Here is a 22989-nt window from a genome sequence, read left to right on the forward strand (position 1 = left end):
GGTGTGACGCTCGCCGGTCAGTGGAAGGTCTTCGGCGTAGAGCCTCGCGTAGCCGGCGTTGATCGTGTCGGAAACCCCCGAGGCCGACAGGAAGAGCCGACCACCGGGCCGGAGATTCTCTCGTGCATGCCGGAGGAGGTTTGCCCGATGGCGCACGTCGCCGATGATCGAGATCACGAGTTGGCAGACGACCACGTCGAACGGCCCGCCGTCGAGCAGCGGCGCGGCATCCTCGGCGAAGTCGGCCACTGCAAATCGCAGCGAGCGGCCAACGGTATCGGCGGTCGCTGCGTTGTGCTCTGCGGCGTGAATAGCGCCCGCATTAATGTCCACACCGAGCACGGCAAACCCCTGCTCGAAGAGCCCTCGACTCAGCCGCCCGTTGCCGCAGCCCACGTCGAGGAGCATGAGCGGCCGGCCCGCCGCTTCGGTCTTCACCTCGTGCAGGAACGAGTCGAGGTGCGGCGTGGAATCCTTGCTCGGAATCGCGGCGGCGTCGAAACGCCGCCAATCTTCGCGAGGGTCGCGCATGACGGGCTCTTCTCTTCAAGGATATTGTCGGGGCGTTCATCGAGAACGCAGCCGCTTTAAGACTAACAACAAGATTCAGAAGGCTGGAGCGAATGGAACTGTCTATGCAAGCAAATAATGCCCGCTTCTGATCTTGGGTGTTAGTATATCAAGTGATTTCCTTCAAATCTGGCCTGTAGCAGCTCAAGTAGTTTCATCAGCTGGCAACAAACAGATCATGCGCCTTTTAACGAGTGTGCGTGTCACCCGCGCTCGATGCTGGGTGAAGAACTCATAAATCTTGGCTAGGTTCGTATTCAAAGAATTCACCTTCGATTAGGTCGCTGCTTTGCGGCCCCATCGGCCCAATCGCTCAAGCTGAGGCCTCCATCCCTAGCCTCCACTGATCCCTGCCGGCCAGAACCCGCGAGCCCCGTGAGCACCACTCCGATCACATCCTTCTCTGAGTTCGCGCAACGGGCTGATTATTCGCTGCTGGAGTCGCTGCAGCCGGATCCCCAGGCCACGCTGGATGGCCACGATCACCGCCCCCGTCAGGTGTTCTCAGGCCATTACGTGCCGGTCACACCCACGCCCCTGCCTGTGCCCGCCTATCTGGCGCACAGCTCCGCCCTGTTCAAGGAGCTGGGCCTGAGCGATTCTCTGGCCCACGACGAGGCCTTCCTGCGGCTGTTTTCCGGCGACATCAGCGTGGCGCGGCAGCCCATGCGCCCCTACGGCTGGGCCACCGGCTATGCCCTCTCGATCTACGGCGCTGAATACATCCAGCAGTGTCCTTTTGGCACCGGCAATGGCTACGGCGATGGCCGGGCCATTTCCGTTTTTGAAGGCGTGTTCAACGGCCAGCGCTGGGAGCTGCAGCTCAAGGGCGGTGGACCTACGCCCTACTGCCGCGGCGCCGATGGTCGGGCCGTGCTGCGCTCCAGCGTGCGCGAATTTCTGGCCCAGGAGTTCATGCACGCCCTGGGCGTTCCCACCTCCCGCTCCTTGACCATCTATGGATCCGGCGCCGAAACCGTGCGCCGGCCTTGGTATGCGCCGGGGTCCACCTCCTTTGATCCCGACGTGCTGGTCGACAACCCAGCGGCGATCACAACCCGGGTGGCGCCTTCGTTTTTGAGGGTGGGCCAGCTGGAGCTGTTTGCCCGCCGCGTGCGCCGCCAGGCCCATCCGGAGGCGCTTAACGAGCTGCGCCTGATCGTGGCCCACCTGATTGAGCGCAACTACCGGCCCGAGATCGATCCGAGCCTGCCCTTCAGCGACCAGGTGCTGGAGCTGGCCGGCCTGTTTCGCACGCGGCTGATTGCCTTGGTGGCCCACTGGATGCGGGTGGGGTTTTGCCAGGGCAATTTCAACAGCGACAACTGCGCTGCCGGTGGCTACACCCTCGACTACGGCCCGTTCGGTTTCTGCGAACGGTTCGATCCCGGCTTCCAGCCCTGGACCGGTGGCGGCGAGCACTTCAGCTTCTTCAACCAACCTTTGGCCGCCGGAGCCAACTACCAAATGTTCTGGACGGCCCTGCGGCCATTGCTGGCTGACAACAGCGATGCCCTGGCGCAGCTGGATCAAATTCGCGATGGCTTTGCCGGCGCGATGAACCAGGAGCTCGAGGCGATGTGGGCCCGCAAGCTGGGCCTGGCTGCCCCTGATGCTGCCTTGGTGAATGAGCTGCTGGAGTTGATGCTGCGCTCCCAAGCGGATTACACGATCTTCTTCCGAAGGTTGTCGGAGATTCCTGTCACCACCCCCGAGCACCTCTCAGCCCTGAAGCAGAGCTTCTATGAGCCGAGTTCGGAGGGCCTCGACGCGGCATGGAGCGGCTGGCTGGAGCGTTGGCGTGCCCAGATTGGCGACCTCGTCGAGACATCCGCCGCCATGAAACGCTGCAACCCCGCCATCACCTGGCGCGAGTGGCTGATTGCACCGGCCTATCAACAGGCGGAGCAGGGCGACACCGCCTTGCTTCAGGAGCTGCAAGCGGTGTTCAGCCATCCCTACGACGCGCCCTCAGCGGAGCTGGCGGCGACCTACGACCGCCTCAAACCCAGGGAGTTCTTCAACGCCGGGGGGGTGTCGCACTACAGCTGTTCGTCTTGAACACACTTGCCGCCAGCGGCGTTGATCACCACCTCATCGCCGAGCTTCACGGCTGAGAGCAGGAGCTTCAAATCTGGCTCGGCCACGTTCACGCAGCCGCCGGTTACCTTTTGGCCGATGCGTTTGTCGTTGTTGCTGCCGTGAATGGCGAAGCTGTACCAGCGAAACTTGCCGTCGTAGGTGTTGAAAGCGAAGGGCTGCTTGACGCTGTCCACCGGCTCCAGGCTTACGTAGCCGCTGCCGTATTCACCGTTTTCGCCATCGCCGTCGAAGTCGATGGCGTTCATGTTGCCAAAAAGCGTTTTGCGCAGCTCGGCCTCGCTCTTGCCCGACTTGGCGATCAGGGCGGGATCCATCACGAAAGTGTTGCCGCTGAGGATGGCATTCACCCGGAAGCGGCCCAGGGGTGTGTAGCCCTCCTCGAAGCGGCTGCCCGCGCAGGTGATGCCGTTGCGGCCGAAACCCACCTTGAAAATGGTGCGCTCCTCGCCCCGTGGCAACACCCCGAAGCTCTTCGAGGGATCCTTTGGGTCGAGCTCGATCCGGATGGGACCGCTAACGGCGGCCGGTCCTGGCTTGGGTTGCTTGTTGGTGCCGCAGCCGAAAAGCCCCGTAGCCAGGGCGAGCAGAGCGAGTGTGGAGAAAGGGCGCATCACGGCTTCTGCAGCTGCCTCAGCCCACAAAGCGCTTGTAAAGCCAGCGCACAAAGCCCCCGAGCACAGGCACCGGACCGAAGGTGGGGCCCACGAAGTCGAAGTAGTCGCGGTGGTCGCAGATCTTGCCCTCGCTGTTGAAAAGCAGCCGGGAGGTGCCTGGATACACAAACTCAATGCCCTTGATCTTCAGACCCATCTCCCACTCCACGAAGGCTGAATTGGCTTCGATCGCAATCGCGCCGGGGGTGAGGTAGGTGTCGTCACAGCGTTTCAGCAGGCCCTCCTGGGCTTTGATGTACGCCGAAATGCCATCTCTCTCCTGGGTTGGATCGCTAAAGTGCACGTCCTCGGCGTAAAGCTGCCGCCATTGCGCCTCGCTCGGGCCGGGAGCGCCGTAGGGCTTGTTGAACAAGGCGCGCAGCTGGGCAGTGTCCACCGCGGGTAGATCAAGGGCTCAACCCAGGATGCCGCAGGCCTGGTGGTGCGCAAAGGCCCAAGCACACATCCGTGCTGTGCGCCTTTGCGCTCAAGTTTTGGAAAGTTTGATTTGATCAGTTTCATGGTCAAATCATTCGGTTTTGCCTATTTGATCAGGTAGCAAAGGGCTTGGGGTCTCCAGGGTCGACTAGGGTGGATGAGCTCGCAATAATTCAACTAATTTGACGACCGTTAGCGTCATTACTCCGACCAGGCTTTTGCCTGATCGATTGCCTATGCTGAGCAAGCTTAATCGTAGCCTGAACGAAAATAACTGCAACATCGAACATGTGATTGTCGTTGATGGCAACGACCTTGAGGCCTTGCCTGCTGAGCTTGCAGCCAACGCGACAGTGATTGCGTCTGCCCGGCCGATTGGTCAGGCGGCAGCGCGCAATCTTGGCCTGCTTGTTGCTCGGGGGGAGTGGATCACCAGTGCTGACGACGACGACTGGCTTTACCCCCATTCCATCGACAAGCGCCTGGCCGCAATCAATGGCCAGGCAGGGGCCCTATGGGCTGCAGGTTATTGCACTGACGATCTCAAAAATGATCCTGCCATTGTGGCCGCTGGTCCATGTCTGGCGGGTGATGTCTGGCGAGCCTGGCCATCCCCCCATGACAGCATTCCCTTGGGGCCAACCACCCTGCTTGTACAGACTGCCCTACTCAAGCGTGTCGGTGGCTGGATGGGCCTGCCACAAGGTGAAGATGTAGGCATGATGATCGCGGTTACAAGTAGTGCTGCAGGCGTTCTTATTTCTGATTACGTCTATCACATCCGCCTCCATGTCGGCCAAATGACCAAGTCAGCTTGGTTTGATGATTTGGAGCTTCTGTCGCGTCGATCTGCTTGGGAACGCGGTCAAACCATCCTTTCTCAGCAGCTTGCAAGTTCATCAGTGCCGCTGATTCGCCAGCGCATTGCCACTCTTTGATTATCTCAAACCTGTGAGCAACCACTCCCTGCCGCCGATCGCTGGCCGCGAAGCAGAAATCCTCGCCCTGGTGCAGCAGCAGCAGCCTGCATTTCTGCCCACCACCAATCTCCAGCTGGAGCAGATTCGTTCAGGCTTCGCCTGTGCCCTGCACATGCACCAGCCCACGATTCCAGCCGGTGCCAATGGAGAGCTGATATCCCACCTCCAATACATGGTTGAGCATCCCGGAGAGGGTGACAACCACAACGCAGAAGCCTTCGCCCATTGCTATCGGCGTTTGGCCGACATCATCCACCAGCTGATTGCTGAGGGCGCCAATCCGCGGATCATGCTGGATTACTCCGGCAATTTGCTGTGGGGATTTCAGCAGATGGGTCGCCACGACATCCTCGAAGCGCTGCAGCGGCTGGCCTGTGATCCTGCCCTTCAACCCCATGTGGAGTGGCTCGGCACTTTCTGGAGCCATGCCGTGGCTCCCTCCACGCCAATTCCCGATCTCAAGCTGCAGATCCTGGCCTGGCAGCATCACTTTGCGGCCATGTTTGGTGATGCGGCCCTGCAGCGAGTGAAGGGTTTCTCGCCGCCGGAGATGCACCTACCCAATCACCCAGACACGCTCTACGAATTCATCAATGCTCTGCGGGAGTGCGGCTACCGCTGGCTGCTGGTGCAGGAGCACAGCGTTGAGAATCCCGATGGTTCCGCCCTCAGCCAGGAGCAGAAACTTGTGCCCAACCAATTGGTGGCACGCAGTTCCAGCGGTGAGCTGGCGTCGATCACGGCGCTGATCAAAACCCAGGGCTCCGACACCAAGCTGGTGGGTCAGATGCAGCCCTACTACGAAGCCCTGGGGCGGGGACCCATACCCCTTGGCGGCAAGTCCGTGCCTGCCCTCGTTTCCCAGATCGCCGATGGCGAGAACGGTGGCGTGATGATGAACGAATTTCCTCAGGCCTTCATTCAGGCTCACCAGCGCATCGCCGCCGAGGGCGGTGGCGTTGCCACCGTGGCGTCCACGGTGGCAATTAATGGCAGCGAATATCTCGAGTTACTCGAGGCCGCCGGGCTGTCTGCCGGCGACTATCCGCCGATTCAGGCTGTGCACCAACACAAGCTGTGGCAAGAGGTCGCCCAGCAAAGCAGGGGTGCCGTGCCTACCCAGGAATCCGTACAAGACGCCATCACAGCGCTTCAGGCCAGCGATTCCTCCTTCTCGATGGCCGGTGCCTCCTGGACCAACAACCTCAGCTGGGTGGAGGGCTACGCCAACGTGCTGGAACCGATGAATAGCTTCAGCGCCGCCTTTCACCAACGCTTCGATGCCCTGGTGGCTGCAGATCCCTGCGTAACTAGCAGCGGGCCTTACCAGGAAGCCCTGCTGCATCTGTTGCTGCTGCAAACCAGCTGCTTTCGCTATTGGGGCCAGGGCACTTGGACCGACTACGCCGTTGAGATCCATCGGCGCGGGATGTCCTCGTTGCAAGACTGACGCGTACAGCCCCCATCGGCTAGGGCGCGGTAGGTGAGACCGAGATCCAGGGCGGTTCGCCGCATGCTGTCCGTGAGTGACTTCGATACTCCTGAACATGCAAGCTTCAATGCTGCTGCTGCGGGTTGGGTGGCGGCCCATCTCGACTTCCAGTTTGAATAATCAACATCGAGTTGGGCCCCATCGTGGCGCACGGCTAATGCCGGAGCCTGTTCAGCTCCATGGCAGCGCATCGGTGGGCAATAGCGCCTAATCGACCGTTAGTTGGCGAAGAACTGGGGCTGGGTCACAGGGATATCGACGCGCATCAGCTCAGCGCCCTTAAAACGGCTTCTGAAATTGTTGATCACAGAGCGGATCCGCTGGTCCTCAAGGGAGCCTCTGGGCCGCAGGATCACCACGACCCAGGTGGGTTGTTGGCGGATGACGCCATTGGAACTCCTCATCTGGCCAAGGGCCTGAACCACCGTGAGCCCATCGGGGAAGGCCGGAGTGATCACCTGCTCAAGGAACTCCGCCCAAGCTTCCGGGCTGATCAAACTCCCGTTGGCGATTCGGGCACCGAAGTACAGCTCGGATTTGAGCCAGCCGCTCTCAGCGGCTTGAGCGGGCCTGCTGGAGCTGGTGGATCCAGGGGCATACCTTTCGGCCAGTGCCGTCCCGGGAAACCCGAACAGTCCCAGTAGCAGCGGCAGTACGAATGGGGCAAGTCGCAGGCTCATGGCAGTCACTGTCGTCCGGTCCTCCCGGGTCACACTATGAGCCTGGAACCACGACGCCAGCCCCGTAGCTGTCTGACCCCGCTGATGGAGATCCTGTCGCATGGCCATAGGGAACCTGAGCCAAGTGCCGCGACCGATCCCGAGGCGCTGCGTCTACGTTCGGCCCTCGGTCAGTTCGAGCTCGGGCGCTTCCTGCTCGATAACCGGGGGTTGAACGGACACTGGACCTCCTATGTCTTGCTGTTCCCCGATCGGGGCCGTCAGACCAACCTGAGCAGCGATGGCACACCCCTGAGCGAGCTTGAGTCGTGGCTGCTGAACCGCTGCCCAATCATCCTTGCCACCCAGGAGCGATTCCGGATCGCGCAAACGGTCACGCAGCAGCAACTGCGAGCCGGCATGGCGCTGGCGTCACTGCCCTGCGGCCTGATGGACGATCTACTGAGCCTGGATTACACCAAGCATGAGGGGTTGGAGCTCACAGGCATCGATCTGGATCCCGAGGCCCTTAGTGAAGCTGAAAATCGCTGCAACACACTTCGCCTACCTGTGGCGGCAGCCTTCGAGCATCGCGATGCCTGGCAGTTGGGCAGTACGGAGCGGTGGGACCTGCTCACCAGCAACGGCCTCAACATCTATGTGCAGGAGGACGACCGTTGCGTTGACTTCTACCGCCAGGTGTCCCAGGCGCTGCGGGCCGATGGGATTTTCGTGATCAGCTTCATCACCCCCCCAGAGCAGTGGCAACCCCGGCAGGCAAGTGATCTCGAGCATCAGCGCTTTCTGTTCCAGAAGGTGATTCCGCCCCGATGGAACTGCTTTCGAGAGGAGTCCCAGATGCGCCAGCACTTGCAGGATGCGGGCTTCGCGGTGGTCGCCGTGCACCACGACGAACAGCGGATGTTTCCCACTGTTGTGGCTCGCAAATACTGATGGGCATTCCTTCTCCCTAGTGCGGGGAGGCCTGAAGTTGCTCAAGAATCATCAGCACCGCCTCCGCGGTGGTCTGAAGGCTTGTGTCAACGCTTACGTCGTAGACCAGCCCATGGGAGTGGCAGAGCTCATCACTGCGGCGGGCTAAGCCGAGCGGTCGCTCCTCCAGCCGACCATCGCCGCGACCCGATTCACGCTGCTCCAATTCGGACAGGGAACAGTGCACCCCCACCAGCACCACCCGGGCCCCGGAGGCACGCAGCTGCTCGAGCACCTCCTGCTGCCACCCCTGCTCCTGCAGGAAGTGGTCGATGATCAGGTTTGTGCCCAGTTTGAGGTGCTGGGCCCAGCTTCGGTGCAGCCCCGCCAACACTCTCCGTCCCAGAGGGTTGAGCTCCAGGCGCATCCGGGGGCTGCCGCCATGCCTGCCTTCGGCCTGGCTGTTGTCGACATACTCCCAGGCGGCCCTGCCGTCGTGGGGTTCTCGAGAGATCAGGCGGCTGGTATCTCCCCCCTGCAGCTTCACCAGACTTCGCGGAAACAACCTGTCAGACAGCAGCAGTGCGATGTCATCGAAAGCCACTAGCCCATAGGCAGCAGCAGGATCGCCATCGGCCAGCTCCGTGAGGTGATCTTGAAGGGCCTTGCACAGGGTTGACTTCCCCGATGAGCTGGCGCCGTTGACCAGGATCGCTACCGATGTCGTCATGTCTTACTGGGCGTTTGGTTCAGCAAGGGCTTCCAGGTGGCTGGGGCTCCTACCAAGGCAGCACCTCGCCGTTGGCGTGCCAGAAGCCACCACTTGTTCCCAGGCTGAGAGCGTCGATGCGGGCCAGGAGGCCCCGCACCGCCTCCTCGGGGCTGATGCCCTGGGGGTTGAAGTTGACCATGCGGGTACGCACCAGGCCCGGGTGGAGGATTGCCACGGCGATGCCGCGTGGCCGCAGGTCGATCGCCAGGGATCGCCCTGCCATGTTCAGCGCCACCTTTGACATCCGATAGCCATAGGAGGAGCCGGAGCTGTTGTCGTCAATCGAGCCCATGCGGCTGGTCATCAGTGCCAGCTTGGAACCGGGCTGCAGATTCGGCAGCAGGGCGGCCACGAGCAGCAGGGGCGCCAGGGCATTCACTTCAAACTGACGCCTGAGGCTGTTGCTGTCGAGATTCTCCAGGCGGTTTCCTTCGAGGATGCCGGCATTGAGGATCACCCCCTCAAGCGGCTGGCCAGCTAGCCGTTGCACCAGATCATCAAGATCCTCTTCAGCGGTGAGCTCGATCCCCGCCTCGATGCGCACCCCCAGCGCCTCCAGTTCCGGCGACGGCGTGCGACAGACGGCGATCACCTGATCGCCGCGGGCCTGTAGTTGTTTGCAGTATTCGAGGCCAATGCCGCGGTTGCTGCCGGTAACTAGGAAAGTTGGCATTGTTGGCCTGCGCAGTTGCTCAAGACCGGCTGATTCAAGCCAGCATCAGCGCCGTCCGTTGACGATCACCGAGTTGCCGCTCCCCCCAGCAGTACCAGGTAATGCTGGCACCACGGAGGTCTGGCCGTCCCACTTGTCCAGGAAGAGTTTGTAGAGCACCTGGTCATCGAGGCTTGAGTTGAGCGTTTCGTAGCGCTTGGCTTCCTGCTCGGCGATCAAGACCTCGGTCTGGGCACGCAAAAGCTGCTGCTCGGCAATTTGTTTCTGCTCGATCGCGGCGCGGTATTCCTCGGCGATTTGCAGGCCAGTGAGGTCTAGTCCCTGCACGCTCACATAGTCAAATTTGCGCAGTTCCTCGGCCACCTTCTCCTGCACCAGCTCCGAAATGGAGTTCCATTCGGTGGCAATAGTCACCAACTCGTATTGCGAAAAGACTGATTTGAGTGCCTTCAGTAGCGATGGTTGGATCACGCGGGGATAGATCTGCTGGTCATCGGTGGCGATCGTCTCGTATATCCGCCCCGCTTCTGCAGGCTTCATGGCGTATTTCACCGTGGCGGTGGCCTGAATCACCTGGAGATCCTTGGTGAGAGTCGAAAACTGCTCTGGTCGCACTTGGGTGCGCACGTCAAACAGCGAAGTGTTCTGCACCAGGGGGGCCTTGATGTTGGCGCCGGGGCTGCGGGGGGTACCGGTGACCTTGCCCAGGGTTGTGACAACGGCCACGTTGCCTGCCGGCACGATGAACACGGTTTGGCTGAGCAGAATCGCGATGCCCACCAAAACGGCCGCAATCAGGCTGAGGGTTGCTCCAGGACCATCGGGACTGCCAGCTGAGCGAAGGGGCGACTGCATGAAGGGGCCATTACCAATTGCGAACCTTAGGCAGGTCCGCCGATGAAACAACGGCTCACAAATGGAGATGTCATCGCCCGCAGCAGGCTGCTGTAGCTGACCTGGAAGCGCTGCTCATCGCCCGGCTCCAACGCCTCTGCCGCTCCGCTCACCACCAAGTGGTCGCTGGATGCGCCCTCGATGCTGATCCCAGGGGCACTAAGACCGGTCGGATCGGCATCCTGTTCGCCCAGGGCAAGTAGCGCTCGCATGGCCATGGGTTGGTCTGGTTGCTTTTGGGGAGCAACTGGCCCTTTGGCAAAACTGGTGCAGTGACGCGTTCCCCAGGCACGGCTTGGCTTGCGCTTGGACTCGATCACCTCTGCCACCAGGGTGATGGCATCGGTATACAGCCCTGGTATGGCTGTGCGGGTGAGGGGCTCTCGCCCCAGCAGTAGGGCCTCGCCGAGGCGCAGGTGGTTGATGCGGCCCGGATCGCCGCCACCAGTCAGCCAGGGAAGATTGGCTGAATTACCTCCCGAGCACCACTCGAGCCTGATGCCAAAACGCCTTTCCAGGGCTTCGATCAGACGCGATAGTTCGCCCATATTCGCTTCATCTGGGGCAACGCCGTTTTGACAGCCCAGGTTGGTGCCGATGCCCACTAGCAGCAGGTTTGGCAGGGCCAGGGTTAGTAACACCATCGCCTCAAGGTCTGCTGCGAGAATTCCCTCGCGCAGATCCCCTAACTCCACCATCAGCAGCACTCCGTGGCGCACCCCCTGGCAATGCGCTGCAGCTGCCAAGGCCTTGAGCACCACCGCCTCGCTGTTGCAGCTAATCGCCGCATGGGCCACCACCCGATCCACCTGGCTGAGCATCGGCGAGCGAATCAGCAGCAGGGGAACGCCAAGCTCGCAGCGGCTAAGCGATTCGATTGATTCGATTCGTGATTCACCGATGGAGTGCACCCCTGCCGCAACCCAGGTGCGCACAATTTCCGGCAGTCCCAGGGTTGCCTTGCTCACCCCGGTCACCTTGATTCCTTGGCGGGCAAGCCGATTCACCATGGTGGTGGCGTTGTGCTGTAGGTGCTCGAGATGAATCTCCAGCCGCGGTGCGCTCAAAGCTGGCCGTCAGTTGATGTACACAACTCGGGGAAAGCTCGCAGCACCATTGCCACCAGAGCAGAGGCAGGTCGGCTCACCGCATCGGTAACAGGAATGGCGAGCTCGGCCGCATAGAGGGCGATGGCCGCACTCACCTCGGCGTCATTCATGCCCTCGTGGTTCAGGGTTAGGCCGATTACCCTTGTTGGCGCAAAGGATTCGATCAGGCGAATTTCGCTTGCAGGCGTGGGCATCGGCATAAACGGAAAGTCGCTCAGCTGCCGCCGTGCCGGTGCGTGCTGCAGCACCACCGCCTGGGGCTGGCTGCCCCGCAGGATGAAGCTGGAAGAGAGGTAGGCGGGATGGCTGAGGGCCCCTTGGCCTTCAATCACGATCACCGAAGGTTTTTCCGTGCAGTAGGCCTCCACCACTGCGGCCTCCACCTCCCCTGAGCAAAACTGCGACGGAATGGCATCAAGGGGAATGCCATAGCGCCCCCCTTGAATCAATCCGGTTTGCCCGGTGCTCACCAAAGCGGCGCGGATACCGCTGGCATTTAGGGCTTGAACCAGAACCGTGGCCGTGGTGCGCTTACCGATGGCGCCATCGGTGCCGAGCACGGCGATTCGAATGCAGCGTGCCTTGGCGATCGAACCATTGAACAGGCGAAGATCCTTCAAAGCGGCTGGACGACGCACATCCCGGATTGACACTTGATGACGTTTGGCCGCTAGGGCAAATTCACTGTCGTCATTAAGGAATTCGCGCATGCCGCTGACCAGATTCAGGCCAGCTGCCATGGCCAGCAGCAGAGCCCGGCGATCGTCTTTGCCATAGAGGCCATCTGCAGGCGCCATGCCATAGATGAAGGTGCTGGCGCGGGGCCCTGGCAAGGCAAGGGCCTCATCTAGATCAGCCACGATGGGTATGCCGTTGCTGATGCCGTCTAGTAGCAGGCCTGCATCAATTCCAGCTGATTGGCTATCAATAATGGCCCTGATTTCAAAGGCCTCACAGAAGCGCACTAGGCCGTGGGCGGTTTTGCCATCGAGCCCAGCGAAGTTTCCCTCGCAGTAAACGACTGCAGCCGATTTAACCGCAACTTGATGCGGTGCAATCGAAATGGTCAGGTCGTTGACCTGTTTTTGAAATGCCAAATAAGCCAGGACCCATCATTTACCCAGGCTTGAGATAAGTCTGAGGTGCTGATTTCAGGGCTCAGAATTGGCCGCTGGAGGGCGTGGATAAATTCAGCCTAGGACGCTTTCTGCTTCTAGGGGGTCAGCCAGTATTTCGGCGATCTGGTTTCGGCCATTGCCCTGCGCCAGGATTAGGGCCCGTTCGGCCCGAAGCAGCGCATCAAGCGCCTGGCGATCGGCTGGGGCAAGCAGGGTCAGGCCGCCACTGGCCGTTAGCTGGTGGCCGCTGGTCGAAAAGACGCCCCGCAGCTCGCTGACGCCAGTGCGGATGGCATCAGCCCGTTCCATGGCTGTAGCAAGTTCAACATTCACCATCAATAGGGCGAATTCCTGATCGCCGGTTTGACCCACCAGGTCCTGCTCGCATAGCTGGGAGCGCAGTAGGGCGGCAACGTCCATTACCGCGCGATCCGAGGCCTGCAGACCCCAGCGGTTCTTGATCTGGTCGAAGTGGTCGAGCTGCAGGGCCAGCACGGCCAGGTTTTCGCCTGCCTGGCGGGCTCGCAGCAGCTCAGGCTCAGCTTGCTCCAGGAAGTTTGCTCGGTTTGCTAAGGCGCTGACTGGATGCACCGTGGTGAGTCGGCGCAGTTCAAGCTCACGCAGCACCAGCTGGGCTAGATCCTCGAGCAGTCGCACCTGGCTGGAGCTGAAGTGGCGCGGCAACCGGTCGATCACGCACAGGGTGCCCAGGTTGTGGCCGTCACGACTCTGCAGCGGTGTACCTGCGTAGAAGCGCACCTTTGGGACCTGAGTCACCAGGGGATTGGTGCAGAAACGCGGGTCTTGGTGGGCATCTGGCACCACCAGGGTTTCATCACCGGCAATGGCGTGGGCGCAAAAGGCCATCTTCCGCGGTGTTTCGGTGCTGTCTATGCCGTGGTGGGCAAGGAACCATTGGCGGTCGCCATCCACCAAGGAGATGAGCGCAATCGGGGTTTCCAGCACAGTCGAGGCGAGCCGCACCAGTCGCTCGAAGTGCTGATCGCCTGGATGGTTTAGTACCCCCAGGCGCTCTAAATCCCTTTGGCGCTGGGATTCATCCGCCGGAATCGGGTAGTCGGGATACGGCATGAACCTCGCCGATAATTCCAATCCTAGGAAGTCTTGGGCCCGCCAACCGGGCTTCACTAGGGCCATGATTTAGCTATTCCCAACAGACCTTCCCAGCAGCCCTTCCCATGGCCCTCCACCAAGAAAGCTGTCTTCCCTGCCGCGATGGGGCGCCGCTCCTGGATGCCGCTGAACTAGCGGAATTGTTGCCCCAGTTGCCCGGTTGGGTTGTTGTGGATGGACACCACTTGCAAAAGGCCTGGAGCTTCGCTGATTTTCAGCAGGCTCTCGATTGGCTCAACCGGGCTGGAGCGATCTGCGAAGCGGAGGGTCACCATGCCGAATTCAGCATTGGCTGGGGTCACGCCAGCGCTGAGGTGTACACCCACAAGGTGGATGGCCTAACCAGAGCTGACGCAGTTTTGGCCGCCAAACTTGATGGGGCTTAGCAGGCGCTAACGGCGTAACGGGTCTGCAACCGGCAGGTTTCGCTGGGACCAATTTCAAGCTTGCCATCGCCACTGATCAGAGCCTGGCGAGGTCCTGTCCAGGGCTCCAGGCAGACCATCGCACGGGGCGGTTCGGTCCAGAGCACCACCAGGTTGAACGGGGCGCTGAGCTGCAGATCAAGGGCCAGGCCGGCTTCCGGATCCAGCAAGCGCACGTCACCACTGGGACGGACCAACAGGTCAATTCCGTCGTCCAATCGCGCCATTTGTTCTGCCGTGTCGGCGTCGGCCATCGATAGATGGTTTAGGCAGCGCTCCGGTAGCCCCTCAAAGCGGGGAGATTTGAGGTTGCTGAGGTTGAAGTAGGGGTGGAGGCCGAAGCTGAATGGCATCGGCTCCTGGCTGCGGTTCTGCACCGTGGTGTCGATCTCGAGGGCCCCTGGCACCAGGCGCAGCTCAAGCCTCAGCAGAAAGCTGAAGGGATAGCTCGTCAAGGTTGTCTCGCTGTCGTTGAGTTCAAGGGCGATCCCTTGGCCATCCTCGAGAGCGCTCAACTGCCATGGCAGCTGCCGGGCGAAGCCGTGCTGACCTAGGGGAAAGTTCCCCTGGGGCAGGGGCAAGGTGTTGTCCGGCAGGCCGCCGCAGATCGGGAAGAGGATGGGAATTCCGCCCCGCACTGATTGGGCGGGGTCGAGGAAGCGTTCAAGATCGAGGTAAATCAGCTCCTTGCCGTTGCAGCGCCAGCCGGTCACCAGACCTCCCCGCTCAGGCACCACCCGCAGCAGATCGCCGGAGTCGCTGGCGAACTCCCAATGTGGATATGGGGTTTCGCGGTGTACCAGGGCCACGGAGCTCGAGCGGGGTTGGCCTATTTAGGCCTGCGGCCGGCCTCTGGGCCGGTGTTCCTTCACACAATCTTCCATTGATAAAGATTGGAACCGGTCTCGATCCCCTGATCAATTCCATATGGTCTTGCAATCAACGTGCAGCAGCTATGAATCGTTCAGAGGACAGAGCGCCTCGCCAGGAATTATTCGAGCCCCGCAGCCTGGAGTGGCAAGAAAATGGCGAGTTGGCCAGCACCGATATGTTCGAGCTGGTCAAGCGTCTGCGGGCTGTGGAATCAGGAAAAACCGTTAACGAGCTTTGGCGGCTAAGCCAGAAAGCCTGAGGCTGGTTGTCGCACCAACACTTCCCCTTGCCATCCCTGGACAGCTTTGGTTGATTGCAATGGTCGCAGAGCGTGCCATGCCTGATTCTTCTGCTATTGCGGAGTGGCGACATCGCGGCTGCAGCGTGCGCTTGATCAGGCGCTGTCCAGCTGCAGAGGCCTACCGCATTCAGCACTGCAGTGGCATGCCCATGGGTTCAGTAGCCAGCCTTGAAGAGGCTCGCACCCTCATTGACGACCACATTCAATTGCTTAGGCAGCGCCTTGTAGCTAGCGCTTAGTTTTCAGGGCAAAACCCCCACTAAGCCGCGGCGGCGTAGTTCCTGCTGGAATTCACTGCTGAGCGGATCTAGGCGCCATTGCCGCTGAGTCCACTGCCACAGGGCCTGGAGCCGCCAGCCCAGCCACAGAAGGCACAGCACCAGGCCCAGCCAACGCATAGATAGGTCCGCGGAGTTCACCTTGTTTAAGAACGGACCTCGCTCCTTGGGAGGGGCACGGCCATTCATTGACACAAGTCGCCAAGGGCCATGGCCTCGACCCTTCTTGGCGGATCGCTTGATTTGCTCCCGCTGACAGAGCTAAGTCTTCCGTAGCCCTGGCTGCCCGCTGGGGAGCGCCTGGAATCGGCTCTTGCCGGCAATACCTGACGGGGCCGCTTGCTCCCCGGACGTGGCGATCTGCTGACAAGGCTCCAGAAACAGGGCCGTAATCCCTGAAAATCAACTGAGTTTATTCGGAAAGCAGCAGTTATGACTACTTCAGGTTTTCCGATGTCGGGTGATTACGAGGCCAACGACCTGACCTTGCGTCAACTGCGCCAGATGGCCAGCAACCTCGGCATCGGCCGCTATAGCCGGATGCTGAAGGATCAGCTGTTGCGGGCTATTCAGGGAAGGTCAGACTCCCAGGCCCCAGCTAGCCAGCCTGATGGTGAGGTGCCAGAGGATGAGGGTCTGCGCAGCATGGAAGCCGAGATGGGCTCTGCTCCCCGGCCCGCCTCCAAAACGGCAGTTGTGTTTCTGCCCAGGGATCCCCAGTGGGCCTACGTGTTTTGGGAGCTCTCCGACTCAGACCGTCGCCAGGCGATGGCCGACGGTGCCAGCCAGCTGGTACTTCGAGTTGTGGATGTGACCGGTCTTGGTGCTGGTGCTGCCCACCAGCACACCATGCAGGAAGTAGTGGTTAATAGCCATGCCACCGAGTGGTACCTGCCTGTTCCCCTCAGCGACCGGGACTATCGGGTTGAACTTGGCTACCGGCTCGCTGGTGGCGGTTGGCGTTCATTGGCCTTCTCCTCGGTGGCTCGGGTACCTGCCCTCCATCCCAGTGAGCAGATCCTCGATCAGTTTGTGCCCTTCTCCCTAGGGGCCCCTGCTCCTGCTGCAGCTGGTTCTGCTGTTATGCCTAATGCAGCTCCTGGTATTCACGAGCGCGTTTATCAGGCTGCCACCACTACTTGGCGGGCGGTAGGCCGCGGTTCTGAGGCTTTCCACGAGGTGGATGCCAATTCCGACCACAATCAGGGTCTGAATGCTTCCGGCGCCGGTGTTTGGGCCAGCGGCCGCAACGAGTCGGGTGCTGGTGGTGTGGCTACTCGTCAGCGAGCCTTCTGGCTAGTAGCCGATGCCGAATTGATTGTTTATGGAGCTACTGATCCGGCGGCAACCCTGCGGATTGGTGAGGAAGTCGTGCCCCTTGGCGAAGACGGCACCTTCAGGCTTCAGGTTCCCTTCCGTGATGGCAAGCAGTTGTACCCCATTACTGCCGTAGCAGCTGACGGCGAACAACGTCGCAATATCACTCTTGAATTCGTCCGCACTACCCCGCACGCCAATGTCAACACCGCTGAAGAAGCGGTGGCTGAGTGGTTCTAGGGCACCAGATTCACCAGCTTTCCAGGCACCACGATTACCCGGCTGGGGGGCTTGCCCTCCAGCCATTTTTGTGCGATTTCGCTATTGAGCGCCAGCTGTTCAAGGGTTGCTTTATCAGCGTTGGCGGGCACCGCCAAGCTGCCTCGCATCTTGCCCTTGACCTGAATAACCAAATCAATAGTTTCGCGCACTAGGGCTGCAGGGTCTGGGTGCGGCCAGCTCTGAGCGTGGATGCTGCAGTTGTTGTCTGGATTGGCGCCCAAACGCAGCCAAAGCTCCTCCGCCAGGTGGGGGGCAAACGGAGCCAGGAGCACCAGCAAGGTGTGCAATGCCTCTTTAGCTACGGGCGCAGTGGCGGCCTCGAGATGTTCAGCCATCACATTGCTGAGCTTCATTAACTCAGAAATGGCGGTATTAAACTGATATTCACCATCGAGGTCCTCACTGATCTCGGCTATGGCCGTGTGCACTGCCCGGCGCAGCTCCAGCTCAGATGCAGTCAGTGTTGTGTTGGCAAACTGGGCCGTAGTTTGCTCAACCGCCCTCCCTACACCTGACAGCTGCAGGTCCCGGGCGCAGGCCCCATCCACCAGCCGCCACAGGCGCTGTAAAAACCGAAACTGGCCTTCCACATCGGCGTCATCCCATTCCAGATCTTTTTCCGGTGGAGCCTTGAACAGGATGAACATCCGGGCCGTATCAGCGCCATACTTATCAATTACTTGGGCAGGGTCGACGCCGTTGTACTTCGACTTCGACATTTTTTCGTAGAAAGTCTCTAGCACTTCACCACTGATTGGATCACGGGGGTCACTTGGATCGACAACATCGCCCGGTGCGATGTATTTGCCGGAGTGGGGGTTCTTGTAGGTAATGCCCTGAACCATCCCCTGGGTAAGTAGGTGGATGAAGGGTTCATCGAAGCCCAGCAGGCCCCGGTCTCGCAGCACCTTGGTGAAGAAGCGGGCATAGAGAAGGTGGAGGATCGCGTGCTCGATCCCGCCCACGTATTGATCAACCGGCAACCAGCGGTCCACGGCCTCGCGTGTAAACGGAAGGTCTGTGTTGTGGGGATCGCTGTAGCGCAGGAAATACCAGCTGGAGCACATGAAGGTGTCCATGGTGTCGGTCTCACGCTTCGCCGCCTTGCCGCAGCAAGGGCAGTCCACGTTCACCCAGCTCTCTAATTGGGCTAGGGGCGATCCGCCCTTGCCCTCAAGGTTGGCCCCCACCGGCAGCTCCACCGGCAGCTGTTCGGCCGGTACGGGCACCACACCGCAGCTTTCGCAGTGGATCACCGGGATGGGACAGCCCCAGTAGCGCTGGCGCGAGATCAGCCAGTCGCGCAGACGAAACTGCACCTTGGCATTGCCCCAACCCTGACCCGCAGCTGCCTCGGTGATCGCCCTTTTGGCTTCACCGCTTGGTAAACCATCGAAGCAACCGGAGTGGATCAAAACCCCGGCTTCTGTCCAGGCACCACCTTCGAAGGCGTGCTCGTCGCTGCCCTGGGGAATGATCACCTGCTGCACCGGCAATTCGTACTGCCGCGCGAATACGAAGTCGCGCTGGTCGTGGGCAGGGACCCCCATCACTGCGCCGGTGCCGTAGTCGGCGAGGACGTAGTCGGCGATCCAGAGGGGGATAAGGGCGCCATTGGCTGGGTTGCGCACCCGGGCACCGATCGACACACCCCGTTTGGGTTTGTCGTCGGCCGTGCGCTCAAGCTCGCTTTGGCGGCTCACCAGATCACAGAAAGCCTGCACGTGGATCGTCTGCTCGGCGGTGGTCAGTCCAGCTACCCGGGGGTGTTCTGGGGCCAGCACCAGGTAGCTGACGCCAAAGATGGTGTCCGGGCGTGTTGTGAACACGGTGATCTGTTCACCGGTGCCGGCGCCAGATGAATCCACAACCTCAAAGTGCAGCTCGGCGCCCGTACTGCGGCCAATCCAGTTGGCCTGCATGGTGCGCACCCGCTCCGGCCAACCCTCGAGCTTGGGCAGATCGTCCAGCAGTTGGTCGGCGTAGGCGGTGATCTTGAGAAACCACTGGCGCAGCTTGCGTTTCTCCACCAGGGCTCCGGAACGCCAGGAGCGGCCCTCGCCGTCCACCTGTTCGTTGGCAAGCACCGTTTGGTCGATGGGATCCCAGTTGACACTTGCGTCTCTCTGGTAAGCGAGCCCTGCATCTAGAAACTGCAGAAATAACCACTGGGTCCAGCGGTAGTAGTCGCTATGGCAGGTAGCTAGCTCTCGATCCCAGTCGATGGAGAGGCCAAGCCGCTTCAGCTGCTCCCGCATCGAGGCGATGTTTTGATCGGTCCAGATGCCGGGTTCAATTCCCCGCTCGATGGCCGCATTTTCGGCTGGTAAACCAAAGGCATCCCAACCCATCGGATGCAGCACCTGCTTGCCCCGTAAACGTTGCACCCGGGCGATCACATCGGTGATCACGTAATTGCGCACGTGACCCATATGCAGGTTCCCCGATGGATAGGGGAACATCGACAGGGCGTAATAGCTGTCGCCGCAGGACCCATCCAGCATGGCTGGCGTGCGGTGCTGAGCCGCGCTCTCCCAGTGCTGCTGCCAGCGCGATTCGAGGGCCTGGGGTTGGTAGCGGGGGGCGTCGCTCACGGCAGCCAGGCTGGATCAGGGCTTTGATCGTGCCACAGCCCAGTTGGATGACTCCTGCTCAGCCGAGCGCACGGATCGTCGCCGCGGCCGCACGATTGATCAGGGTGAGGGGACGATTTTCGTCCTGCTTGAGGGCCAGGTAGTCGATGTCCTGCCAATGCAGGATTCCCTCAAGCTCCCCCACACCCGGCACCTGGACCGCCACCGGGGTTTTATGGCGAATCAGATCCTGCAAATGCCGAATGCTGGGTTGCGAGGTATCGAGGGCGGTGGCCCGCTTCTCGAAAAAGCTCTGCATAAGATCTAGCTGTGGCTGCGCTCGCCCCCATCGTGCTCCAGTTCAGCAAATATCAAGGCCTGGGAAATGATTTTCTTATGCTTGATGGCAGGGGAGCCTCCAGCACCGATGCCAGCTACGGCCTCACCCCGGACCGTATTCAGCGCCTCTGCGACCGCCGCTTCGGGGTTGGCGCTGACGGTGTGATCCTGGCCCTGCCGCCCCGCCAGGGCGGGGAGTTGCGCATGCGGATCTTCAACGCCGATGGCACGGAACCTGAGATGTGTGGCAATGGCATGCGCTGCCTGGCCCGCTTTCTGGCCGATAGCGATGACGATGTTCCCGGGCGTCAATGGCAGATCGAAACCTTGGCGGGGCGCATCGTTCCCGAGCTGCGTCAGGACGGCAGCATCCGCGTCGACATGGGAGCCCCCTTTCTCGATCCTGAAGGTATTCCGACCACCTTGCCTTGCGGCGATAACGGGCTGGCCCAGGGCAACTTGGAAGTGGCTGGCACCTCGTTTGCGGTCGGGGCGGCCGGTATGGGCAATCCCCACGTTGTGATCCCCGTTGACGACGTTGAGGCGGTGGATTTGGAGCGTTATGGCGCGGCATTCGAGGTTCACCCCGCATTCCCCGCCCGCACCAACGTTCATTTCGTTCAAGTAATCAGTCGCACTCACCTGGTGATGCGGGTGTGGGAGCGCGGAGCGGGCCCCACCTTGGCCTGCGGCACCGGTGCTTGCGCCACCCTCGTGGTAGCCCATCTGCTGGGGCTGGCTGAACGCTGCGCGCGCCTCGATCTCCCAGGCGGGCCCCTGGAAATTGATTGGGATGTAGCCAGTGGTCATGTGTTTATGGCGGGCCCCGCTGTGGCTGTTTTTGATGGCGTCGTGACCCCCGAGCTCTGGGGCGATGAGCCCTGTGAACTCGAGGCCGCCGCCCCGGTGCAACAGCAACCAGACGCTTCTCCAGACGCCTCGCCTGCAGTCGACTGCGCCAGCGTCTGCATCAATGGCTGCATCCGACCTGAAGCCTGCCCTTCAGCCGAAGCCAGGGCCAGGGTTGATGCCCTGCTCAACAGCAGCTCCCTCGACGACCTGGTGGCACTGGCCACCAATTCCCTTGAATCGCGGATTCGCTCCCGCTTTGAGCTGGATCAAGCCCAGGGAGGCTAGGTGGGCTATTCGGCCAGTCAGCTGCCAGCCCTGGCTGGCTACTTCGACACCAGCGCCACCACTCCCACCGCCACTGAGGTGCTGGAGGCCATGGCCCTTGCCCAGGCCACGGCCTGGGCTAACCCCTCAAGCCTCCACGCCCCTGGCCTTGCGGCAGCAGAGCAGCTCGAACGCTCGCGCCTAAGCCTGGCTGCTGGGCTGGGCTGCGAGCCAGATGAACTGGTGGTGACCTCCGGTGGTACCGAGGCCATTCATCTGGCCCTGCTCGGCGCTGCTGCTGGCCTCACACCCGGCCGGCTGGTGATATCGGCGGTCGAGCATCCCGCCACGCTGGCGGCAGCTGCCCAACTGCAGCAGCGCGGCTGGAGCGTCCAAGCGGTGCCGGTGGATAGGCAGGGATTGCTTGATCTCGACGCCCTCGATGGCTTGCTGGTGCCTCCAACCCGTCTGGTCTCGGTGATCTGGGGCCAAAACGAGGTTGGCAGCCTCCAGCCGATTGAGGCGATCGGGGCCTGTTGCCGGCGGGAGGGGGTGCTGCTGCACGTTGATGCGGTGCAGGTTCTGGGCCACCTGCCGATCAATTTTCGCCAGCTGCCCATTGATTTTTTGAGTGGGGCGGCCCACAAGCTGCAGGGCCCCAGGGGGGTTGGTTTGCTGCTGGTGCGTCGTGGCCTCGCCCTCCAGGGCCAGCTTGGTGGTGGCGGCCAAGAGGGCGGTAGGCGTGGCGGCACCGAACCTGTGGTGCTGTTGAGCGGCTTCGCCAAGGCCCTGGAGCTCAGCTGTGCCACGCCTTCGCTGGCACCCCTGCGCGACTCCGTGCTGCATCGGCTTTTGAGCCTTCCCGGGCTGCGGTTGAGCGGTCCGCCCCCGGGCGACTCCCGCCTGCCTCACCACCTCAGCCTGCTGGTGGCTAGCGACGCTGGCCTGCCGCTTTCCGGCCGGAACTTGGTGCGTGAGCTCTCCCGCCAGGGCTTCGCCCTGAGCAGCGGTTCGGCCTGTAGCAGCTCTGGATCGGCTGCCAGCTCCGTGCTCCGAGCCCTGGGCTATGGCGAGGCCGACGCCGCAAGTGGCCTGCGCATCAGCCTCGGGCCCTGGCATTGCGCCGCCGATCTTGAGGCCCTGGTCCAGGCGTTGCAGGTGGCGCTTGCGGCCTCGTTAGCGTCGGAGCATCCGTTGACGGCCTAATGCTCCCCCCCGATCTGCGCAGCGCCGAAGCTGAAGCACTGGCGGCGATTCAGAGCGCCTTGGCAGCAGGAGCCAAGGGGCTTTGGAGTGTCGAGCTCCGTTTCGAGGGCCTGCGATTGCTCCCTTTGGCCTTGCGATTGCAGGCTGGTCTTAGTTCCGGCGCACCCAGCCTGAGGCTGCTTTGTGCCGATGCCGGCGCCACTGCCCTTGCCCAACGCGATGCCCCTGATTTTGCAACCCGAATTGCCAGCCTGCGCGATCAGATGCGCCTTCAGCAGGCTGACGGCGGCAGCGAGGGCGTGCTGCTGCTGGTGGCACCTTCCCCCGCCGACTACGAGGAGGTGGAGCAGGTATGCGCCCTGCACCGCGGAGTTGTTTTGCTGTTAAACGGCAACCTCGAGGATGCGGCCATCGGTATCGGCAGTGTGGCTCGGGAGCGTCGCAAGGGTTTTCTGTCCGGCTGGCAGAGCGCCTATGCCCTGATTCCAACAGGAGATGGGGCCCTGCGTCGGGCCTGTCCGGGGATGTGGGAGCTGTATCGCTGCGATGCCGATGGCTATCGCTTTGTTTGCAATTTCGACCAGAAGCCAGACATGGAGCAACGGGCGTTAGCCATGGCGGGTGAAGCCGGCCTGGGGCTCGGCGCCAACCTCAAAGTCATGGACGCTTTCATCGAAGGCCTGCGCAACTAGCCCCCTGCGGACCCACTTGCACTGGATCTAACCGGCCAGCCTCCGTACACTTCGCCAAA

Annotated in this window: 25 protein-coding genes; 11 read left to right on the forward strand and 14 right to left on the reverse strand. The window is 61.4% G+C overall.

The features are described 5' to 3' along the window. Window positions 1-531 (reverse strand): class I SAM-dependent methyltransferase (locus KBY72_RS00005; protein WP_254992898.1); only part of this gene is annotated, 531 nt, incomplete at its 3' end. 414 nt (window positions 532-945) lie between these two features. Between KBY72_RS00005 and KBY72_RS00010 the strand changes: the two genes are divergently transcribed. Then, entirely contained in the window at window positions 946-2631 is a 1686-nt protein-coding gene (locus KBY72_RS00010; RefSeq protein WP_254961421.1) for a protein adenylyltransferase SelO family protein, read from the forward strand. On the opposite strand, the gene KBY72_RS00015 is transcribed toward KBY72_RS00010, so the two are convergent. Then, window positions 2613-3284, reverse strand: coding sequence for a L,D-transpeptidase (locus tag KBY72_RS00015; RefSeq protein ID WP_254961420.1), 672 nt, complete (start codon window positions 3282-3284; stop codon window positions 2613-2615). The genes KBY72_RS00010 and KBY72_RS00015 overlap by 19 nt on opposite strands. Window positions 3285-3303: 19 nt before the next feature. Next, on the reverse strand, window positions 3304-3723 hold the full coding sequence (locus tag KBY72_RS00020) for a nuclear transport factor 2 family protein (RefSeq protein WP_254961419.1): 420 nt from the start codon (window positions 3721-3723) through the stop codon (window positions 3304-3306). Between the two features lie 223 nt (window positions 3724-3946). On the opposite strand from KBY72_RS00020, the gene KBY72_RS00025 reads away from it, so the two are divergent. Both KBY72_RS00025 and KBY72_RS00030 read left to right on the forward strand, forming a co-directional pair. Beyond that, complete coding sequence (locus KBY72_RS00025) at window positions 3947-4702, forward strand: glycosyltransferase (RefSeq protein ID WP_254961418.1); 756 nt, start codon at window positions 3947-3949, stop codon at window positions 4700-4702. A gap of 13 nt (window positions 4703-4715) precedes the next feature. Continuing rightward, complete coding sequence (locus KBY72_RS00030; RefSeq protein ID WP_254961426.1) at window positions 4716-6194, forward strand: glycosyl hydrolase family 57; 1479 nt, start codon at window positions 4716-4718, stop codon at window positions 6192-6194. A 260-nt stretch (window positions 6195-6454) separates the two neighbouring features. On the opposite strand, the gene KBY72_RS00035 is transcribed toward KBY72_RS00030, so the two are convergent. After that, window positions 6455-6916, reverse strand: a complete 462-nt coding sequence (locus KBY72_RS00035) for a DUF3574 domain-containing protein (RefSeq protein ID WP_254961417.1) — start codon at window positions 6914-6916, stop codon at window positions 6455-6457. Window positions 6917-7000: 84 nt separating this feature from the next. Here KBY72_RS00035 and KBY72_RS00040 point away from each other — a divergent pair, with 84 nt between their 5' ends. Next, window positions 7001-7849, forward strand: coding sequence for a methyltransferase domain-containing protein (locus tag KBY72_RS00040; protein WP_254961416.1), 849 nt, complete (start codon window positions 7001-7003; stop codon window positions 7847-7849). Between the two features lie 16 nt (window positions 7850-7865). Here KBY72_RS00040 and KBY72_RS00045 read toward each other — a convergent pair whose 3' ends face one another. From KBY72_RS00045 to KBY72_RS00070, 6 genes are all read right to left on the reverse strand, one after another. Beyond that, window positions 7866-8558 (reverse strand): phosphotransferase-like protein, encoded by a 693-nt coding sequence (locus KBY72_RS00045; RefSeq protein ID WP_254961415.1) that lies wholly within the window; start codon window positions 8556-8558, stop codon window positions 7866-7868. A gap of 49 nt (window positions 8559-8607) precedes the next feature. Next, window positions 8608-9273 (reverse strand): SDR family oxidoreductase, encoded by a 666-nt coding sequence (locus KBY72_RS00050; RefSeq protein ID WP_254961414.1) that lies wholly within the window; start codon window positions 9271-9273, stop codon window positions 8608-8610. Window positions 9274-9318: 45 nt separating this feature from the next. Next, window positions 9319-10128 (reverse strand): prohibitin family protein, encoded by an 810-nt coding sequence (locus KBY72_RS00055; protein ID WP_106501758.1) that lies wholly within the window; start codon window positions 10126-10128, stop codon window positions 9319-9321. 26 nt (window positions 10129-10154) lie between these two features. Beyond that, window positions 10155-11234 carry an alanine/ornithine racemase family PLP-dependent enzyme gene (locus tag KBY72_RS00060; RefSeq protein ID WP_254931916.1) on the reverse strand — a complete coding sequence of 360 codons (1080 nt, stop codon included), beginning with the start codon at window positions 11232-11234 and terminating at the stop codon, window positions 10155-10157. Next, entirely contained in the window at window positions 11231-12373 is a 1143-nt protein-coding gene (locus KBY72_RS00065) for a DUF1611 domain-containing protein (protein ID WP_254961412.1), read from the reverse strand. Before KBY72_RS00065 ends, KBY72_RS00060 begins: the two co-directional genes overlap by 4 nt. A gap of 93 nt (window positions 12374-12466) precedes the next feature. Then, window positions 12467-13486: a GGDEF domain-containing protein gene (locus KBY72_RS00070; RefSeq protein ID WP_254931918.1), complete on the reverse strand. Its 1020-nt coding sequence runs from the start codon at window positions 13484-13486 to the stop codon at window positions 12467-12469. A 107-nt stretch (window positions 13487-13593) separates the two neighbouring features. On the opposite strand from KBY72_RS00070, the gene KBY72_RS00075 reads away from it, so the two are divergent. After that, window positions 13594-13914, forward strand: coding sequence for a 4a-hydroxytetrahydrobiopterin dehydratase (locus tag KBY72_RS00075; protein ID WP_254931919.1), 321 nt, complete (start codon window positions 13594-13596; stop codon window positions 13912-13914). Here KBY72_RS00075 and KBY72_RS00080 read toward each other — a convergent pair. Then, window positions 13911-14762: a galactose mutarotase gene (locus KBY72_RS00080; protein ID WP_254931920.1), complete on the reverse strand. Its 852-nt coding sequence runs from the start codon at window positions 14760-14762 to the stop codon at window positions 13911-13913. The genes KBY72_RS00075 and KBY72_RS00080 overlap by 4 nt on opposite strands. A gap of 146 nt (window positions 14763-14908) precedes the next feature. On the opposite strand from KBY72_RS00080, the gene KBY72_RS00085 reads away from it, so the two are divergent. Both KBY72_RS00085 and KBY72_RS00090 read left to right on the forward strand, forming a co-directional pair. After that, complete coding sequence (locus KBY72_RS00085; protein ID WP_254961428.1) at window positions 14909-15085, forward strand: hypothetical protein; 177 nt, start codon at window positions 14909-14911, stop codon at window positions 15083-15085. Window positions 15086-15162: 77 nt separating this feature from the next. Then, window positions 15163-15366, forward strand: coding sequence for a hypothetical protein (locus tag KBY72_RS00090; RefSeq protein WP_254961411.1), 204 nt, complete (start codon window positions 15163-15165; stop codon window positions 15364-15366). A 3-nt stretch (window positions 15367-15369) separates the two neighbouring features. On the opposite strand, the gene KBY72_RS00095 is transcribed toward KBY72_RS00090, so the two are convergent. Beyond that, window positions 15370-15546 (reverse strand): hypothetical protein, encoded by a 177-nt coding sequence (locus KBY72_RS00095; protein ID WP_254992899.1) that lies wholly within the window; start codon window positions 15544-15546, stop codon window positions 15370-15372. A 312-nt stretch (window positions 15547-15858) separates the two neighbouring features. Here KBY72_RS00095 and KBY72_RS00100 point away from each other — a divergent pair, with 312 nt between their 5' ends. Then, the gene (locus tag KBY72_RS00100) at window positions 15859-16962 is read left to right on the forward strand and encodes a DUF4912 domain-containing protein (RefSeq protein ID WP_254961410.1); all 1104 of its coding nucleotides are present in this window, start codon (window positions 15859-15861) and stop codon (window positions 16960-16962) included. Here the strand turns inward: KBY72_RS00100 and leuS are convergent. Both leuS and KBY72_RS00110 read right to left on the reverse strand, forming a co-directional pair. After that, window positions 16959-19598, reverse strand: a complete 2640-nt coding sequence (gene leuS / locus KBY72_RS00105; RefSeq protein WP_396121846.1) for a leucine--tRNA ligase — start codon at window positions 19596-19598, stop codon at window positions 16959-16961. The two genes, KBY72_RS00100 and leuS, sit on opposite strands and share 4 nt — an antisense overlap. A gap of 58 nt (window positions 19599-19656) precedes the next feature. Beyond that, on the reverse strand, window positions 19657-19896 hold the full coding sequence (locus KBY72_RS00110; RefSeq protein WP_254961409.1) for an Hfq-related RNA-binding protein: 240 nt from the start codon (window positions 19894-19896) through the stop codon (window positions 19657-19659). Between the two features lie 32 nt (window positions 19897-19928). On the opposite strand from KBY72_RS00110, the gene dapF reads away from it, so the two are divergent. The 3 genes from dapF to KBY72_RS00125 are packed head-to-tail and all read left to right on the forward strand — an operon-like array spanning window position 19929 to window position 22930. After that, window positions 19929-21053, forward strand: a complete 1125-nt coding sequence (dapF, locus tag KBY72_RS00115; RefSeq protein WP_254961424.1) for a diaminopimelate epimerase — start codon at window positions 19929-19931, stop codon at window positions 21051-21053. After that, window positions 21054-22238 (forward strand): cysteine desulfurase family protein, encoded by a 1185-nt coding sequence (locus KBY72_RS00120; protein ID WP_254961408.1) that lies wholly within the window; start codon window positions 21054-21056, stop codon window positions 22236-22238. Continuing rightward, on the forward strand, window positions 22238-22930 hold the full coding sequence (locus KBY72_RS00125; protein ID WP_254992900.1) for a DUF1995 family protein: 693 nt from the start codon (window positions 22238-22240) through the stop codon (window positions 22928-22930). Before KBY72_RS00120 ends, KBY72_RS00125 begins: the two co-directional genes overlap by 1 nt. Window positions 22931-22989: the final 59 nt, after the last annotated feature.

The organism is Cyanobium sp. BA5m-21 (assembly GCF_024346235.1).
GTDB lineage: Bacteria > Cyanobacteriota > Cyanobacteriia > PCC-6307 > Cyanobiaceae > Cyanobium_A > Cyanobium_A usitatum.